Source organism: Prochlorococcus sp. MIT2308, assembly GCF_059772345.1.
In genome coordinates this window covers 1,787,015-1,802,280 of the sequence record NZ_CM186283.1, presented here as the reverse complement: position 1 = coordinate 1,802,280, position 15,266 = coordinate 1,787,015, and the positions used below count along the sequence as shown (strand labels likewise).

At 37.0% G+C, this 15,266-nt stretch carries 16 protein-coding genes; 8 read left to right on the top strand and 8 right to left on the bottom strand.

The genetic code is table 11. The features are described 5' to 3' along the window. The first annotated feature begins 12 nt into the window (after nucleotides 1-12). Together AC6EIW_RS10295 and AC6EIW_RS10290 are read left to right on the top strand one after the other, a co-directional pair. Nucleotides 13-1,575 carry an NAD(P)H-quinone oxidoreductase subunit N gene (locus AC6EIW_RS10295; protein WP_498520511.1) on the top strand — a complete coding sequence of 521 codons (1,563 nt, stop codon included), beginning with the start codon at nucleotides 13-15 and terminating at the stop codon, nucleotides 1,573-1,575. A gap of 13 nt (nucleotides 1,576-1,588) precedes the next feature. Continuing rightward, nucleotides 1,589-2,275, top strand: a complete 687-nt coding sequence (locus tag AC6EIW_RS10290) for an ABC transporter ATP-binding protein (protein ID WP_498520510.1) — start codon at nucleotides 1,589-1,591, stop codon at nucleotides 2,273-2,275. A 9-nt stretch (nucleotides 2,276-2,284) separates the two neighbouring features. Here the strand turns inward: AC6EIW_RS10290 and AC6EIW_RS10285 are convergent, their stop codons facing one another. Both AC6EIW_RS10285 and AC6EIW_RS10280 read right to left on the bottom strand, forming a co-directional pair. Further along, the gene (locus AC6EIW_RS10285; protein ID WP_498520509.1) at nucleotides 2,285-3,049 is read right to left on the bottom strand and encodes a biotin--[acetyl-CoA-carboxylase] ligase; all 765 of its coding nucleotides are present in this window, start codon (nucleotides 3,047-3,049) and stop codon (nucleotides 2,285-2,287) included. A gap of 27 nt (nucleotides 3,050-3,076) precedes the next feature. After that, nucleotides 3,077-3,853, bottom strand: a complete 777-nt coding sequence (locus AC6EIW_RS10280; RefSeq protein ID WP_498520508.1) for a PspA/IM30 family protein — start codon at nucleotides 3,851-3,853, stop codon at nucleotides 3,077-3,079. A 73-nt stretch (nucleotides 3,854-3,926) separates the two neighbouring features. On the opposite strand from AC6EIW_RS10280, the gene AC6EIW_RS10275 reads away from it, so the two are divergent. Continuing rightward, on the top strand, nucleotides 3,927-4,409 hold the full coding sequence (locus AC6EIW_RS10275; protein ID WP_498520507.1) for a DciA family protein: 483 nt from the start codon (nucleotides 3,927-3,929) through the stop codon (nucleotides 4,407-4,409). A 10-nt stretch (nucleotides 4,410-4,419) separates the two neighbouring features. Here AC6EIW_RS10275 and ubiE read toward each other — a convergent pair whose 3' ends face one another. Further along, nucleotides 4,420-5,118: a bifunctional demethylmenaquinone methyltransferase/2-methoxy-6-polyprenyl-1,4-benzoquinol methylase UbiE gene (gene ubiE / locus AC6EIW_RS10270; RefSeq protein WP_498520506.1), complete on the bottom strand. Its 699-nt coding sequence runs from the start codon at nucleotides 5,116-5,118 to the stop codon at nucleotides 4,420-4,422. A 78-nt stretch (nucleotides 5,119-5,196) separates the two neighbouring features. After that, nucleotides 5,197-5,967, bottom strand: a complete 771-nt coding sequence (hisF, locus tag AC6EIW_RS10265) for an imidazole glycerol phosphate synthase subunit HisF (RefSeq protein ID WP_498520505.1) — start codon at nucleotides 5,965-5,967, stop codon at nucleotides 5,197-5,199. Between the two features lie 53 nt (nucleotides 5,968-6,020). On the opposite strand from hisF, the gene petP reads away from it, so the two are divergent. Continuing rightward, complete coding sequence (petP, locus tag AC6EIW_RS10260; RefSeq protein ID WP_011823230.1) at nucleotides 6,021-6,242, top strand: cytochrome b6f subunit PetP; 222 nt, start codon at nucleotides 6,021-6,023, stop codon at nucleotides 6,240-6,242. Between the two features lie 15 nt (nucleotides 6,243-6,257). Beyond that, a complete protein-coding gene (gene chlG / locus AC6EIW_RS10255; RefSeq protein ID WP_498506786.1) occupies nucleotides 6,258-7,208 on the top strand; it encodes a chlorophyll synthase ChlG in 951 nt (316 codons plus the stop codon). 70 nt (nucleotides 7,209-7,278) lie between these two features. On the opposite strand, the gene AC6EIW_RS10250 is transcribed toward chlG, so the two are convergent. After that, nucleotides 7,279-8,625: a 16S rRNA (cytosine(967)-C(5))-methyltransferase gene (locus AC6EIW_RS10250; protein ID WP_498520504.1), complete on the bottom strand. Its 1,347-nt coding sequence runs from the start codon at nucleotides 8,623-8,625 to the stop codon at nucleotides 7,279-7,281. 191 nt (nucleotides 8,626-8,816) lie between these two features. Between AC6EIW_RS10250 and AC6EIW_RS10245 the strand changes: the two genes are divergently transcribed. Both AC6EIW_RS10245 and trmH read left to right on the top strand, forming a co-directional pair. After that, nucleotides 8,817-9,818: a porin gene (locus AC6EIW_RS10245; RefSeq protein WP_498519881.1), complete on the top strand. Its 1,002-nt coding sequence runs from the start codon at nucleotides 8,817-8,819 to the stop codon at nucleotides 9,816-9,818. A 181-nt stretch (nucleotides 9,819-9,999) separates the two neighbouring features. Next, a complete protein-coding gene (gene trmH, locus AC6EIW_RS10240; RefSeq protein ID WP_498520503.1) occupies nucleotides 10,000-10,689 on the top strand; it encodes a tRNA (guanosine(18)-2'-O)-methyltransferase TrmH in 690 nt (229 codons plus the stop codon). Between the two features lie 28 nt (nucleotides 10,690-10,717). Here trmH and AC6EIW_RS10235 read toward each other — a convergent pair whose 3' ends face one another. After that, nucleotides 10,718-11,533, bottom strand: coding sequence for an ABC transporter permease (locus AC6EIW_RS10235; RefSeq protein ID WP_498520502.1), 816 nt, complete (start codon nucleotides 11,531-11,533; stop codon nucleotides 10,718-10,720). 124 nt (nucleotides 11,534-11,657) lie between these two features. Between AC6EIW_RS10235 and AC6EIW_RS10230 the strand changes: the two genes are divergently transcribed. Further along, nucleotides 11,658-11,846, top strand: coding sequence for a hypothetical protein (locus tag AC6EIW_RS10230; protein WP_498520501.1), 189 nt, complete (start codon nucleotides 11,658-11,660; stop codon nucleotides 11,844-11,846). On the opposite strand, the gene lepA is transcribed toward AC6EIW_RS10230, so the two are convergent. Together lepA and AC6EIW_RS10220 are read right to left on the bottom strand one after the other, a co-directional pair. Then, the gene (gene lepA / locus AC6EIW_RS10225) at nucleotides 11,843-13,654 is read right to left on the bottom strand and encodes a translation elongation factor 4 (RefSeq protein ID WP_498506782.1); all 1,812 of its coding nucleotides are present in this window, start codon (nucleotides 13,652-13,654) and stop codon (nucleotides 11,843-11,845) included. The genes AC6EIW_RS10230 and lepA overlap by 4 nt on opposite strands. A 94-nt stretch (nucleotides 13,655-13,748) precedes the next feature. Further along, a complete protein-coding gene (locus AC6EIW_RS10220; protein ID WP_498521647.1) occupies nucleotides 13,749-15,176 on the bottom strand; it encodes a malate:quinone oxidoreductase in 1,428 nt (475 codons plus the stop codon). Nucleotides 15,177-15,266: the final 90 nt, after the last annotated feature.

The window sequence follows — 15,266 nt, the reverse complement described above, 5'->3', positions numbered from 1 at the left end:
AACAATACATAAATGGGAGAACTTTTGTCTTTTCAAATATTCATAAACGAGCCTGTAGAGCTTTTAAATCTCTCTTTAAATGCTAAAGCTGTGCTACCTGAGGCTGCAGTCCTAATGGCAATGTTAGGGACTCTTTTGGTTGACTTGGCTGGCGAAAAGATTTCAGCCCGCTGGTCTCCGCCCATCTGTTATGCAGGACTTGGAAGCTCCTTGTTTTTGCTACTAATGCAATGGAATGGAGACATTCAAGAATCTTTCTTAGGCGCATTTATTGCAGACAATCTTGCTATTGCTTTTAGAGGGGTCATAGCTCTATCAACTCTTATCTCTTTGTTAATTAGCTGGAGATATGCTGAACAAAACGGGAGTCCTGTTGGTGAATTTGCAGCAATATTATTAGCTGCCACTCTTGGAGCAATGCTTCTATGTGGTTCGACCGATTTGGTAAGTGTTTTTGTTTCTCTTGAAACACTCTCCGTTGCCAGCTATTTGCTCTCTGGATATCTAAAAAGAGATTCGAGAAGTTCCGAGGCTGCTCTGAAATATTTATTAGTTGGTTCGGCTGCTGCCGCTGTCTTTCTATATGGGGCATCTCTGCTTTATGGAATAAGTGGATCAACAAATTTAAAAGAGATCGGAATAACGTTAATCAATGCTCCCACCCCTTTATCTGCGTTAGCGCTTGTTTTCGTATTATCTACAGTAGCTTTCAAAATTGCTGCAGTCCCATTTCACCAATGGACACCAGATGTATATGAGGGTTCTCCTACTCCTGTAGTTGCCTTTTTATCAGTGGGATCCAAAGCAGCAGGTTTTGCTCTGGCAGTAAGAATACTCTTGGGATGTTTTAGCGCTTTTGATACACAATGGAAATTGCTTTTTACTGTTTTAGCAGTCCTAAGTATGTCGCTGGGAAATGTTGTAGCGCTAGCTCAAAAATCAATGAAAAGGATGCTTGCCTATAGCTCAATTGGACAAGCTGGATTTGTAATGATTGGATTGGTTTGTGGAACTGAAGATGGTTTTGCCGCGATGGTACTATATATGGCTGCTTATTTATTTATGAATCTTGGTGCTTTTGCCTGCATAATACTCTTCTCAATTAGAACTGGTAGTGATCAAATATCAGATTATGCAGGACTGTACCAAAAAGATCCATTAATAACATTAGGGTTAAGTTTATGCCTTCTATCTTTAGGAGGCATTCCTCCAATGTTGGGATTCTTTGGGAAGATCTATTTGTTTTTTGCTGGATGGGCAGATGAGCAATACCTACTAGTAAGTGTTGGCTTAGTCACTTCTGTTATTTCTATTTACTATTACATATCGGTTATAAAAATGATGGTAGTAACCGAACCTAAAGAAGCTTCAGATGTTGTCAAAGCATATCCCACTATAGAATGGTCAATACCGGGAATGTCTTCTCTCAAAGTCGGGTTGATTTTTTGTGTTCTAGTAACTGCAATTGGTGGAATCATTTCAAACCCTCTCTTTAAATTTGCCGACAATGCAGTAAACGGAACTCCTTTACTTCAAGAAGCCATTACTCTTGCAACTAAAAGTTCAATTGGCTAACAAATTAAAATCATTGAAAAAATCCGTAGCTCGTCTTACGAATGTAAATAAATTTTATGGGGAAGGATCGGTCAAAGTGAAAGCACTTGACGACCTAAACCTTGAGGTTTATCAGGGTGATTACCTTGCAGTGATGGGTGCAAGTGGGTCTGGTAAAAGTACTGCAATGAACATACTCGGATGCCTTGATCGTCCTACTAATGGGACTTATGAATTAAATGGAACTGCAGTAGAAAAGCTTGATGATGACTTACTTGCAGATATTAGGAATAAAGAACTTGGTTTTGTTTTTCAGCAATTTCATCTGCTTCAAGAAGTTTCAGCACTAGAAAATGTAATGCTTCCCATGATTTATGCATGCGTCCCCGCTTTAGAAAGGAAGAAGCGCGCTGAAGAGGCTCTTGATCGAGTTGGGCTAGGGAACAGGCTGACCAATCTGCCTAATCAATTATCTGGTGGTCAACAACAACGAGTTGCCATAGCAAGAGCAATAATCAATCAACCATCACTATTATTAGCAGACGAACCAACTGGTGCTCTAGATTCCAAAACTACTGAAGATGTTTTAAATCTTTTTGATCAACTGCATAGTCAGGGAATAACAATTGTATTAGTAACTCATGAAGATAATGTCGCTCAAAGAGCAAAAAAAATAGCAAGGTTTAGAGACGGTAAGGTAACAGAGATTACTGAAAATTAACTCAGGCAATCATATTGAAGTTGACAAAAATTTCTCTGTGTTTTCTTTAAAAAGAACCAATCTACCAATCGAGTCTATACCTTTGATATCCCAATGCTTGCCAGTTTGATTATCAATATATTTTTTTGACCACAACCTTTCTTCTACTTCACTGCATAGAAGATTTTTATTTTCTAAAAAGTCTAAAGATCTTTCTATTGCAAGTAAAACTTCTGATGACCAAAAATTGATATTCATATTTTTATCTCCAACAATTTGTTTAAGCGAGATCCCTTCTTTAGGAACATTATTAAAAACGTTTAAACCTACTCCAACTCTTAATAATCGAAGTTCCCCACCTCTAAAAAATAGTCTGGGTAAAATACCAGCTAATTTTCGACCATCAACTAGTAGATCATTCGGCCATTTAATACTGACATTAACTCCTAACCGTTCAATTCTCTTAATCAAAGCCAATGCCACAGCTAACCCATAAAGCTGTGAATTATTTTCATACAGACCCTCTCTCTTAATAGCTGCACTAACCCAAACCCCTCCCTTAGGTGCTTGCCAAATCCGACCTGCTTGACCTTTACCAAATTTTTGACAAGAGGCAAATATTGCTTTTGGCTGATTTTTTTTTACTGGTTTCTCTGCAATCCAATTCGTCAACTCTATTTCAGTGCTAGCACAAATAGGTTTCAACATTAATCGCCATGATCTTGTAGAGGAGTTATTTAATTTGTGATATCTGGAAATCAACCCTACACCGCTATAGATTTTTTGATTACTCATATGGCAGAGTCATTTGTTCTTAAATAATCAAGCCTTATCCATTGACTTCTTCATCTCCTCTAATTCAATTTCGACTTCTTGAATTTCTACAGTCTTTACTTCATCAACATCTAAATCGGATGGAGGCAAAGCTATTGCCTCAACTCCTGATTTTAATTGACTCCTCAATGTCTCTAATTCTTTTTCTATATCACCTCCTCCCTCCAGTGCTGCGAACTTACTTTCTAGATCCTCGCCAGCCAACTCTAAGGCTGCTTGCCCAGTTGCTTCCAATGCCTCTACTTTATCCTCCATTCTTTCAAATGCAGCCATAGCAGACTTGCTGCCCAAATCTCCGACCGCATTTTGAATTTTTTGCTGAGCTTTGGCAGCTTGAGCTCTTGCTTTGAGCATATCTTTTTTCGTTCGGGCCTCCGCGATCTTTCTTTCTAATAACAAAAGACTTTTTCTAAGTTTTTCAACTTGACCAATTTGTGTTTGAGATTGAGTTGTTAAAGATTGAAAAGTTTCCTGAAAGGTTTTTTTTCTACTTAATGCTTCTCTAGCTAGATCATCCTCTCCTTTTTTCAATGCTAATTCAGCTCTAGACAACCAATTTTGAATTTGCTCTTGTGCTTGATTTGCCTGATTCTCTAATCTTTTTTGACTCGCAATGGCAATAGCTACCGCCTGACGAAGCTTCACTAAGTCATCTTGCATATCAGCAACAGACTGATCAAGTATTTTTGTTGGATCTTCTGCATCACTCACAAAAGAATTTAGATTTGCCCTTAGCAAGCGACTTAACCTATCTAATAATCCCATTAGGATTTTTCATGCAATCTTAAAAATATTAGCTAGATTTAAGCACTTACTCATCATTAGTGTCTAATTTAAATTGATTTTAGAAGACTTAAAGCATAAAACAAAAGCAAAAAGGGAGAAGTCAATATATACATGCTTAGAAGAAATCAAGTCCTCATGGGAAGGAAATGTAGGAGGTCTTATTCAAGATTGGGTAGAAATAGCGGGTGAGCAACTTGCGGCAAATTGCACGCCACTTAACATAAAAAATAAAGTTCTAACTATTGGAGCAAGCCATCCACAATGGAGACAAGCGCTTTTGTACAACCGTTTGGAGTTAATTGAATCTTTAAAATCACATGGATATCAAATAAAAGAGATCCGGATTAGACAACATTATCCAATAAATTTAATCAAAAGAGAAACTGAAAAAGAAATTTGGGAAAATCATCCAAGTAGAACTGAAAAAAATGGAATCACCAATTGTCCTTTTTGCAAGGTGCCCTCTCCTAAGGGAGAAATTAAATTGTGGGGTAGATGTAGTTTTTGTAGAAGAAAAGAATTGAGAATAGATTGAGCTATTCAACTTAGGCTTCAAGTAACAAAATTCCCATTTGTCCTATTGCTAATGTTTGATATTCTGCTTTCTTGAAGCCAGCAGAAAGTGCTAATTGAATTTGTTTTGCCCCTGAGGGGAAATTAACTAAGCTTTTTTTTATATATAAATATTCCTTTCCTAATCCAAAGAGTGATGCGATTGGAACGACATAAAGACTTAGATAAATTTTTTGGAAAAGACCTTGGATGGGATATCCTTCAAAAGATCGAAAATCTAATATTCCTGCCCTTCCACCTGGTTTCAAAACTCTAAAAGCCTCTCTAAGCCCCTCATAAGAACTAGAAAGATTCCTTAAGCCATAAGCCATCAACAGCCCATCATATTCATTGGATTTGAGATTAGTTTGGAGAGCATTAGCATTTATCCATTTAATTGAAGAATATTTTCTTTTAGATCTTTCTCTCGCAACTAATAATGCTTTAGAAGCTGTATCTACCCCTGTAATATTTTTCGAACTTTTCATATATCTAGCCAAAAGTATTGACATATCTCCCGTTCCACAACAAAGATCTATCCATTTCTCACCATAAATCGGATTAAGAATATCCAACAATTTTCTTTTCCAAAACCTATGTAATCCAAAGCTAAATATATCATTTAGAAAATCATATTTTGAAGAAATGGAATTAAACATTTCCTCAATAGCCTTAGTGTTACCAGGTCTCATATAAATATAGAAAAATATTTAACTTCCATAAAATATTAATTCATAATTTTTTTATCAGTGTTTTCATGAAAATCTTTATCATTCGATTGGTCTTATAGATAAATTCTCTTTAATTAAATATTCTTTTATTTCTCTGATAGTTAATTGTCCATCATGTAAAAGGGAAGCCAAGAGAGCAGCTGAAGATTTTCCTAGAGTAAAGGCCTCTTTGATGTGGCTCAAGCAACCAGCACCTCCAGAGGCTATTACTGGTATTGGAACTTTCTCCGAAACTGACCTAGTAAGCTCAATGTCATAACCATTTTGAGTTCCATCACCGTCCATCGAAGTTAATAGGATTTCCCCTGCACCAAGCTGAAATACTTTTTCTGACCATTCAATGACATCTAAACCAGTATTTGTTCGTCCACCACTTACATAAACGTCCCACTTATTAGGAATATCTTTGTTCTTTTTTGCATCTATTGCAACAACAATGCATTGAGAGCCAAAACGATCTGCCCCTTGAGAAATCAAGGAAGGGTCTTTAACCGCACTAGAATTTAAACTAACTTTGTCAGCTCCTGCTCTAAGTAATTCATTTATTCCATTCAATGAACTTATGCCTCCTCCAACAGTAAAAGGAATGGTTACAGCTTCGGAAGTGCGTCTAACCATTTCAACCAAAGTAGATCTTTTTTCGTGTGTAGCTGTTATGTCAAGAAAGACCAATTCATCAGCCCCAGCCTTGCTGTATCTGCATCCCAATTCAACTGGATCTCCCGCATCACGCAATCCAACAAAATTAACACCCTTCACTACTCGACCGTTTGAAACATCAAGACAAGGGATCAATCTTAAAGCAACCATGATTTTTAAACAGAGGAACTGTTAAGGTGCCCGAAATTAATCAATTTAATTCCATGGCTAAGCCAACCTCCCTTTCAAGGATAGGTTCAAAAATTAAGATTAATATTGAACGTGTAAGAGATCGCATACCTTCTTATTTGATAGACCAACTATCAGAAGACCCTAGAGGTACTGTAATTGACTATAAAATGACTGATGGGAGGGGCGGAATTGGAGTGGTAATTAAAATGAATGATGGAAGCAAACATTGGTTCTTTGAAGATGAAGTTTCTTAACCCTGAGATAAAAAAGTGAGTGATGCAAGGCAACTCCTTGGAATAAAAGGAGGTTCTGAAACAAAAAACATCTGGAAGCTTCGTTTGCAATTAATGAAGCCAATCACATGGATTCCATTACTTTGGGGAGTCATATGTGGAGCGGCTGCCAGTGGCAATTTCCATTGGGAATTAAGCAACGTTCTAGCTTCGATAAGTTGCATGCTCATGAGCGGACCCCTCTTAACTGGATACACGCAAACAATCAATGATTACTTTGACAGAGAAATAGACGCAATTAATGAACCTAATAGACCCATACCATCAGGGGCGATTTCCCTTTTTCAAGTCAAATTACAAATTTGGGTTCTACTAATAGCTGGTTTAGGAGTTGCATATTTATTGGATTTATGGGCACATCACACAATTCCATCAGTCCTCTTTCTGGCATTAGGTGGATCATTTGTAAGTTTTATTTACTCAGCACCTCCTTTAAAACTAAAACAAAATGGTTGGCTTGGAAATTATGCACTTGGTGCCAGCTATATAGCTTTACCTTGGTGGGCGGGACAAGCTCTATTTGGACACTTAACCTGGACAACAGCCCTACTAACTCTTGCCTACAGCCTGTCAGGGTTAGGAATTGCTGTGATAAATGATTTCAAGAGTGTGGAAGGGGACAAAAGTCTAGGACTTGATTCACTACCAGTTGTTTTTGGTATTAAAAATGCAAGTCGTATTAGTGCCGGAATGATTGATATTTTTCAGCTAGCTATGGTCGTAGTTTTAATAGCAATTGGACAACATTTTGCATCTGTTATTCTGGTTTTACTTATAATTCCTCAAATAACATTTCAAGACATATGGCTATTACGTGATCCATTAAAATTTGATGTTAAATACCAAGCCAGCGCACAACCATTTCTCATTTTAGGAATGCTTGTAACTGCAATAGCAATAGGGCATAGCTCCTTAATTAGTTTATAAAATCAAGTCTTGAGTTTAAGCAATAAATTTAAGACTATCTAAGACTTTATTTACTTCTACATCTATATTTTTATGAATTTTTAAATTTATTTAAAACTGCAATATAGAATCCATCTCCAATCTCTTCTTCTCCGGGCCAAATTTGTTTTTCATATTCTAATAAAAATTCAGACTTTAATTGAAGAAAGTTTTTTATCTGATTAAAATTTTCATCAGGATGAATAGTGCAAGTGGAATAAACTAATTTGCCTCCACTTTTTAACAAAGGAGATAAAGAATTTAGTAGCTGACTTTGAAGTGAAACAAGATTCTTAATATTATCTCTGTTCATTCTCCATCTTGCATCAGGATGGCGGGAAAGAGTGCCTAATCCAGAGCATGGAGCATCAATTAGTATTCGGTCGAAAAACCCATTCCATTCAGGATGTTTTATTAACAAATCATTAGAATCAGCAACAACTAGTTCTAAACAATTGATTCCAAGCCTCTCAGAATTGACTGATATTTTTTTAGATCTTCGGGGTGATCGATCAACAGACCAAATTTTGCCATCATTCCTAATTAATTCAGCAATATGTGTTGATTTACCTCCTGGTGCAGCGCAAGCGTCAAGGATCTTTTCTCCAGGCAAAGGTCCTAATAATGGAGCAATTAACTGTGAAGATCTATCTTGAACACTCCATTTCCCTTCTTCATATCCTGGCCATTTTTTAGGATCACCAACACCTGCAGGGACTTCCAAGCCAAAAGGACAACCTCGAATTAAATGATTTTCAATGCCAAAGGAATAAAAAATTTCTTGTACATCTTTTATATCTGCACGTAATTTATTCACTCTTATATCAATGGGACTAACGCTATTGAATGCTTGTGCAATTTTACGAGCATCTTTTAGTCCCTTCCAAGCAATCAATTCATCTGCCAACCAAAGAGGTATTGACTCATTTTTAGCTAGCTCAAAAGCCGGGTTTTCAGACTTAGGTAGTGAAAGACCTCTCTCTTTACTTCGAAGAGCCGATCGCAAAATACCATTAACAACAGGAGCAAGCTTTTTCAAATGAAGAGTTTTCGTAAGCTCGACAGTTGTGTTGATAGCAGCAGCTGGAGGTATTCGCTCCATTTTTAAGATTTGATAAAGCCCAAGGTGCAATAGCCATCTCAATATCGGAGGTTGCTTTTTAGCCGGTACTTTTCCCAAAAAATCTATCCAGCGATCTAAAAAATACCTTTGACGAATTGCGCCATAAGAAAGTTCAGTTATTAAAGCTTTATCAATCGACTTGAGTGAATAAACATTAAAAGTCCTATCTAGCGCAACATCTGCAAATGCTCCTCCACCTACTGCTTGAATAACTTCCAAAGCAGCTTTTCTTGCCACTAATCCTTTTATCTGCAAAAGATTGTTACTCAAAAGCAACTATTCAAAACCAGCTAACAGTAATCCATAAACGAAATGAATAGAGCTCAAAAAATCAAGAAATCAGTTATTACAGACACTTTGAAAGGAAGCAGGGAGGTAGTCCAACTCAGAAGGTGTAACATAAGATACTTTTAGACCTATCATTATGGGGCTAGGTTTGGATCACTTCTTATATGTGTGAGGACACAATGAAGCTTTTTCAACGTTTATTGGTAGCTCCAGCAGCTTTGGGCCTGATGGCTCCTGTTGCAGTTAACGCAGATACTGCATTCTCATCTACAACATCTCTTTCTGGTGGTGCTTATTTCACTGTTGGTTCTGTTTCTGACGGCGGAACTACAGATACAGAAGAAGAGCTTTATATGCAATATGCATATAGCCTTGATGTTTCTTCTAGCTTCACAGGAGAAGATCTTTTCTACGCAGGTATCGTAGCTGGTAATGCTAGTGGCCCACTTGCAAGCATGGATAGTGCTGAGACAGGTGATCTAGATGTTCAGTCTTTATTTTATTCGTTCCCTGTTGGCGATCTAGAAGTAACTGCTGGTCCTTTGGTTGATCAGGATGATGTTGTTGCTGCGACACCATCTGCTTATTCAGATGCATTCAGACTAGGCGCTATGCCTTACTCTTTGGCTGGGAACGAAACTGGTCCTGGTGTTGCTGTTGCTTGGTCTAACGACAACGGCGTAGTTGCTTCTGCTAGCTTCATATCTCTTGGTGGTACTGACGCAACCAAAGGTATTAATGCTGATGATGCTGATGATGTTTCAACTTTCACTCTTGGCTACAACGGAGACGGCTTTGGTGGCGGTCTAGTAATCGCTTCTAACGACGGCGATGCTGGAGCTGGATATGACACCTTTGGTGGTGGTATCTACTACAGCCCAGAGTCAATTGATGCGACATTCAGCGTTGCTTATGACACAAATGATCCAGAAACTGGTGCTGATGCAACTGATTTGTTCATCGGTGTTGACTACGAAGTTGGTCCTGGAACATTAAGTGCTGCTTACAACACAACTGATGTTGATGGTAGTGATTCTTTAGATTCAACAGGATTTGAAGTTTCTTACACTTATGCATTGAACGACAATGTATCAATCACTCCTGGTTTCTTCACAGTAGAAGATACAAGTACTGGTGATGATGATTCTGGTGTTGTTGTTGAAACTGCATTTAGTTTCTAAGAACAAAGAAACTTAAATTACACAAAAAAAGCTCCTGTTCAATGGGCAGGAGCTTTTTTTTGTGTAATATTTTAATCAATAGTTTTTTATCTAATCAATTTGTTCATTTTAATTGTTCCATAAAACAATTAAAACTACTCATCTCATCAAAGAGCACCAACTCTCTCATAAATAATTAGAAATGCCTCTATTACCTAGACGTTTTGAGCGTCTAAAATCAGTACTTAATAAAAGAATTTCTGATCTTACAGTCTTAATTGAAAATGTCGAAAAGCCTCATAATCTCTCAGCCATAATCAGAAGCTGTGACGCTGTTGGTGTTCTTGAGGCATATGCAATCTTTAACAAAGAAAAATTTTTAACTTTTAATAGCACCGCTCAAGGAAGCCAGAAATGGGTCAAAGTAAACCAATATAGAGAGACTACCGAAGCAATAAAAGTCCTTAAAAAAAAAGGTTTTAAATTATATGGTACGAACTTGAATCCTAAATCAATTGACTACAGAAAATGTAATTTCAATGGGCCAACAGCATTTGTTTTGGGTGCTGAAAAATGGGGTATTAGTGAGGAGGCGACGAGTCTAGTAGATAAGCATATACATATTCCAATGAGAGGAATGGTTGAATCGTTAAATGTATCAGTCGCAGCTTCAGCATTACTGTTTGAAGCGATTAGACAACGACAAGTAGCAAATATAATGCCCGAAGAAGGAGAGGGCATGAGCAAAGAAACATACAAAGAAAAGATCTTTGAGTGGGCTTATCCAGAAGTCGCAAAATGGTGTGAAAGCAAAGGTAGAAAATATCCAGATCTTAATGAAAAAGGTGAAATTATAGACAATCTCCCAAGAACAGAAAAAATGAGATATTAAATCAAAACCTCAAATATGCTGAATTCATCTAGCTAGTTTCACTTATTAATTTCTCTAAGCCTTCTCCGATAAAGGATAGTCCCAAAACCAAAACGAACATAGCCATACCAGGATAGAGCGCTGTCCACCAAATACCAGTAGGCAATGCAACTAATGCCATATTTAAATCACTTCCCCATTCTGGAATATTTTCAGGAAGACCTAATCCAAGAAATCCTAATCCCCCAAGTACTAATACAGCATCCGCAGCATTTAGTGTTAAGACCACTGGGACAGAAGTAAGAACATTTTTCAGAAGGTATTTTCTTATTACCCATAAAGGGGAAGCCCCCATTGATATTGCCGCCTCAACATAAAGTTCTGATTTAACTTGTGAAGTCTGGTTTCTAACAAGTCGAAAATATTGAGGGATATAAACCACGCACAATGCTATTGAGGCATTTAATATGCCTCTTCCCAGTAAAAATGCCATCACCACAGAAAGGAGGAGAACAGGGATGGTATAAAGAGTGTCCATAAGAAGGACTAAAATTCTATCCAAAACACCACCGATGTAGCCACTCACTAGTCCCAAAGGTATTCCTACTAGAACTGCAAGAGAAACGGCGACAAAAACCACTTGCAACGCAACTCCACTCGCAGCCAAAGTTCTAATACAAACATCTCTTCCTAGTCGATCTGTTCCACACCAGTGCACCAAGGATGGGGCTGAGAAAATCGGATTCCCTAAGCCAAATTCACCATTGGGTACGACCTTAAAAGATATTAATAATGGGATAAGGATAGAAATCCCTACATATACGGATAGAATGATCATTCCAACGAACAATAATCTTGTCGACATATTCCTTCGTCCTAAAAAATCTCTTATATTCAATGCTCAAATAATAAGACCTAATTAAATTTAGCTTTAAAAGGTAGAAAATAAAAAAAAAATTGCTTAAATAAAAGAATACATACAATTTAAGATGAATTTAAAGAATGATGGTCTCACTGTTGGTGAGCTTTCGATAACCATTGCAGCAATAATAATTATAGGTTTTATATGGACAAATCTAACCAAAGAAAAAGGAAATCAGGAAGTCTCATATTTTATAAATAATTCAAGCGAGATAAGCTCTATCCAAAATAAACAAAATCATAAAAATAACTATTAATCATTATTTAATTTCAAGACAGCCATAAAAGCCTCTTGGGGAACATCTACTTTCCCCATCGACTTCATCCTTTTTTTCCCTTTTGCTTGTTTCTTTAACAATTTCTTTTTCCTTGAGATATCGCCTCCATAACATTTAGATAAAACATCTTTTCGTAAAGCACTAATACCCTCACTTGCAATAACTCGACTACCAATTGAAGCCTGCAAAGGAATCTTAAATTGCTGTTTTGGAATAAGTTCTTTTAATTTCTCAACAAGTCCTTTACCAATACCATAAGCGTTATCTTTATGAACAATTGTCGTTAAAGGATCTGCCCGCTCTGAATTAATTAATACGTCTAATCTAACTAGATTATTTGGCCTATAGCCAATCAAATGATATTCCATAGAAGCATATCCTTTCGTTCTACTTTTCATCTGATCAAAGAAATCGGTTACAACTTCTGCAAGGGGTATTTCGTAAATAAGCGTAACCCTATCAGTCGTTATGTACTTCATATCAATAAAGTCTCCTCTTCTTTCCTGACAAAGACCCATTAAAGTTCCGTTGTAATCATTAGGAGCATAAATTTCCATCCGAACGTAAGGTTCTTCTATGGTTTCACGTTTTTGAGGATCTGGAAGTGTAGCTGGATTATCGATCATCAAGACTTCCCCATCAACCATTTTCACTTTATAAATAACTGAGGGTGCAGTAACAATTAAATCTAAGTCGTATTCGCGTTCTAAACGCTCTTGAACAATTTCCATATGCAATAAACCTAAAAATCCACAACGAAAGCCAAATCCCATTGCACTACTTGTTTCAGGTTCATATTTCAGAGCTGCATCGGAAAGCTGCAATTTATCTAGAGCCTCTCTTAGATCTGGATATTGATCAGCATCCGTAGGGAACAACCCACAAAAAACCATTGGCTTGGCTTCTGTATAACCTGGCAAAGCTTCTTCAGCAGGCCTATCCTGCAACGTGATCGTATCTCCAACTCTTGCATCAGCTACTGCTTTGATTGATGCAGCTAAATATCCAACTTCACCTGCATGGAGAGAATTTACTTTTACTTGATCAGGAGCCATAACACCTATTTCATCTAACTCATAACTTTTTTTACTAGCCATAAGTAAAACCTTGTCTTTCTTATTTATGCCACCACTCATGATTCTGAAATAAACAATCACCCCTCTATAAGGGTCGTAATAAGAATCAAAAATAAGTGCTTTTGTAGCTTGATCAGGATTATCTTGAGGAGAAGGTATTCTATCTACTACCGCTTGCAGTATTTCTGGAATGCCAAGCCCTGTTTTAGCAGAACAGGAAATTGCTTTGGATGTATCTAAACCAATAATTGATTCAATCTCATTTTTGATTTTCTCAGGATCAGCACCAGGTAAATCAACTTTATTAAGCACAGGAATAATTTCCAAATCATTTTCCAAGGCGAGATAAACATTGGCCAAAGTTTGAGCTTCAACTCCTTGACTAGCATCGACGACCAGCAAGGCACCTTCACAAGCCTGTAATGATCTAGATACCTCATAGGAAAAATCAACATGGCCTGGTGTATCAATCAAATTCAAGACATATTCCTCTCCATCATCAGCTTTATAATTCATGCGAGCAGCCTGTAATTTTATAGTTATCCCTCTCTCTCTCTCTAGATCCATATTGTCCAAGAATTGTTCTTGCATGTCTCTGGAGGAGACAGTGCCAGTATCCTGAAGAAGTCTGTCTGCCAAGGTTGATTTGCCATGGTCAATATGAGCAATTATGCAGAAGTTCCTTAAACGAGAAATGGGAACATTAGTCATTCGAAAGCAATTAGAGGAGCAGGATCTTTGTTTATCAATTCAACTTTGAATAAATTTGAATAAAGATTAAATATAACTCACTAATACTAAAGTTTTAAATTAATTTAAGTAAGAAATCGTTTCTTTTGCGAATTGCCAAAAGTACTTCTTGATTTGAATTAATATCTGACCCAAGGCTTGGGAAAAGCCCTAACATTTTACTTTTCCATTTACTTGATTTCATTTTTTCAGACCAGCAACGGTTTAAAACTTCAAGCATGATTGTTACTGCTGTGCTTGCCCCAGGAGAAGCCCCAAGCAAAGCAGCTAAAGATCCATCCGATGAGGTAACAACTTCTGTCCCCATTTTTAAAACGCCACCTTTAGGGGTTTGTTTTATGATTTGAACACGCTGTCCTGCAATTGAAAGTTTCCAATCATTAGGTGAAACCATAGGGAGAAATTTTTTTAAAGTTTCAATTCGATCTTCATTTGTTTGTGTTAATTGATTTAACAAGTATTTTCCTAAATCAATATTTCCAAATCCTGCTTGCAACATAGAGAAAAGATTTGTTGTTTTAATGGATCTGAATAAATCCAATTTTGATCCATATTTTAAAAAATTTGAACTAAATCCTGCAAAAGGACCAAACAAAAGAGACCTTTTCCCGTCTATCCATCTTGTATCTAAGTGAGGCACAGACATTGGTGGAGCTCCAACTGCTGCGTTTCCATAAACTTTTGCATTATGTGACTTTGTTGATCTTTCCTCTTCACAAATCAACCATTTACCGCTGACAGGAAAACCTGCATATGACAATCCTTCTGGAATTCTCGATTTTTGCAAGAGAGTCAAAGCTCCTCCTCCAGCCCCGAGGAAAACAAACTTTGATCTGACAATTCTATTGTTTTTTACTCCTCCTTCTAAAGATAAATACCAATCTCCTTCATTATCTTGTTGAAGATTTTCAACATTAGTGGAGTAGTTAATCTCAATAGAATTTGCCTCTTCAATTTGGTTAATATATGAGCGAGTTAAATTACCAAAATCAATATCAGTTCCTCTTTGAATTCTTGTCGCAGCAATCTTCTCACTCTGTTTCCTACCTTCCATAATCAATGGAATCCAATTTTTTAATTCACCATGATCCTCAGTAAATTCCATTTGTGCAAAAGCGGCATGAGAACTAAGTTCAGAAAATCTTTTTTTAAGCAAATAAATATCTTTATCTCCAAAAACAAGACTGATGTGTGGCAACTTATTTAAAAAAGTTTTTGGTATCAATTTCCCTTTTTCTGTCAAAGATGCCCAAAATTCCAAACTTTGCTCAAAGGATTTATTTATTTGAAAAGCCTTGCTAGTACTAATAGATCCATCCTCTTGGCTAGGAGTATAATTAAGTTCACAGTTGGCAGCATGTCCTGTTCCAGCATTATTTTTGGCGCAGCTACTTTCCAAACCAGCAGAAGGTAATCTCTCAACTATCAGCAATCGTAATTCCGGCTCAAGTTCATGTAGAAGGACTGCAAGAGTTGAGCTCATGATTCCTGCACCGACTAGTATTGCGTCATAAGTATTTGCTGAATCTGAGAAACTGGTATTAGGCAAAATCTTTATCAAGATTACATATAG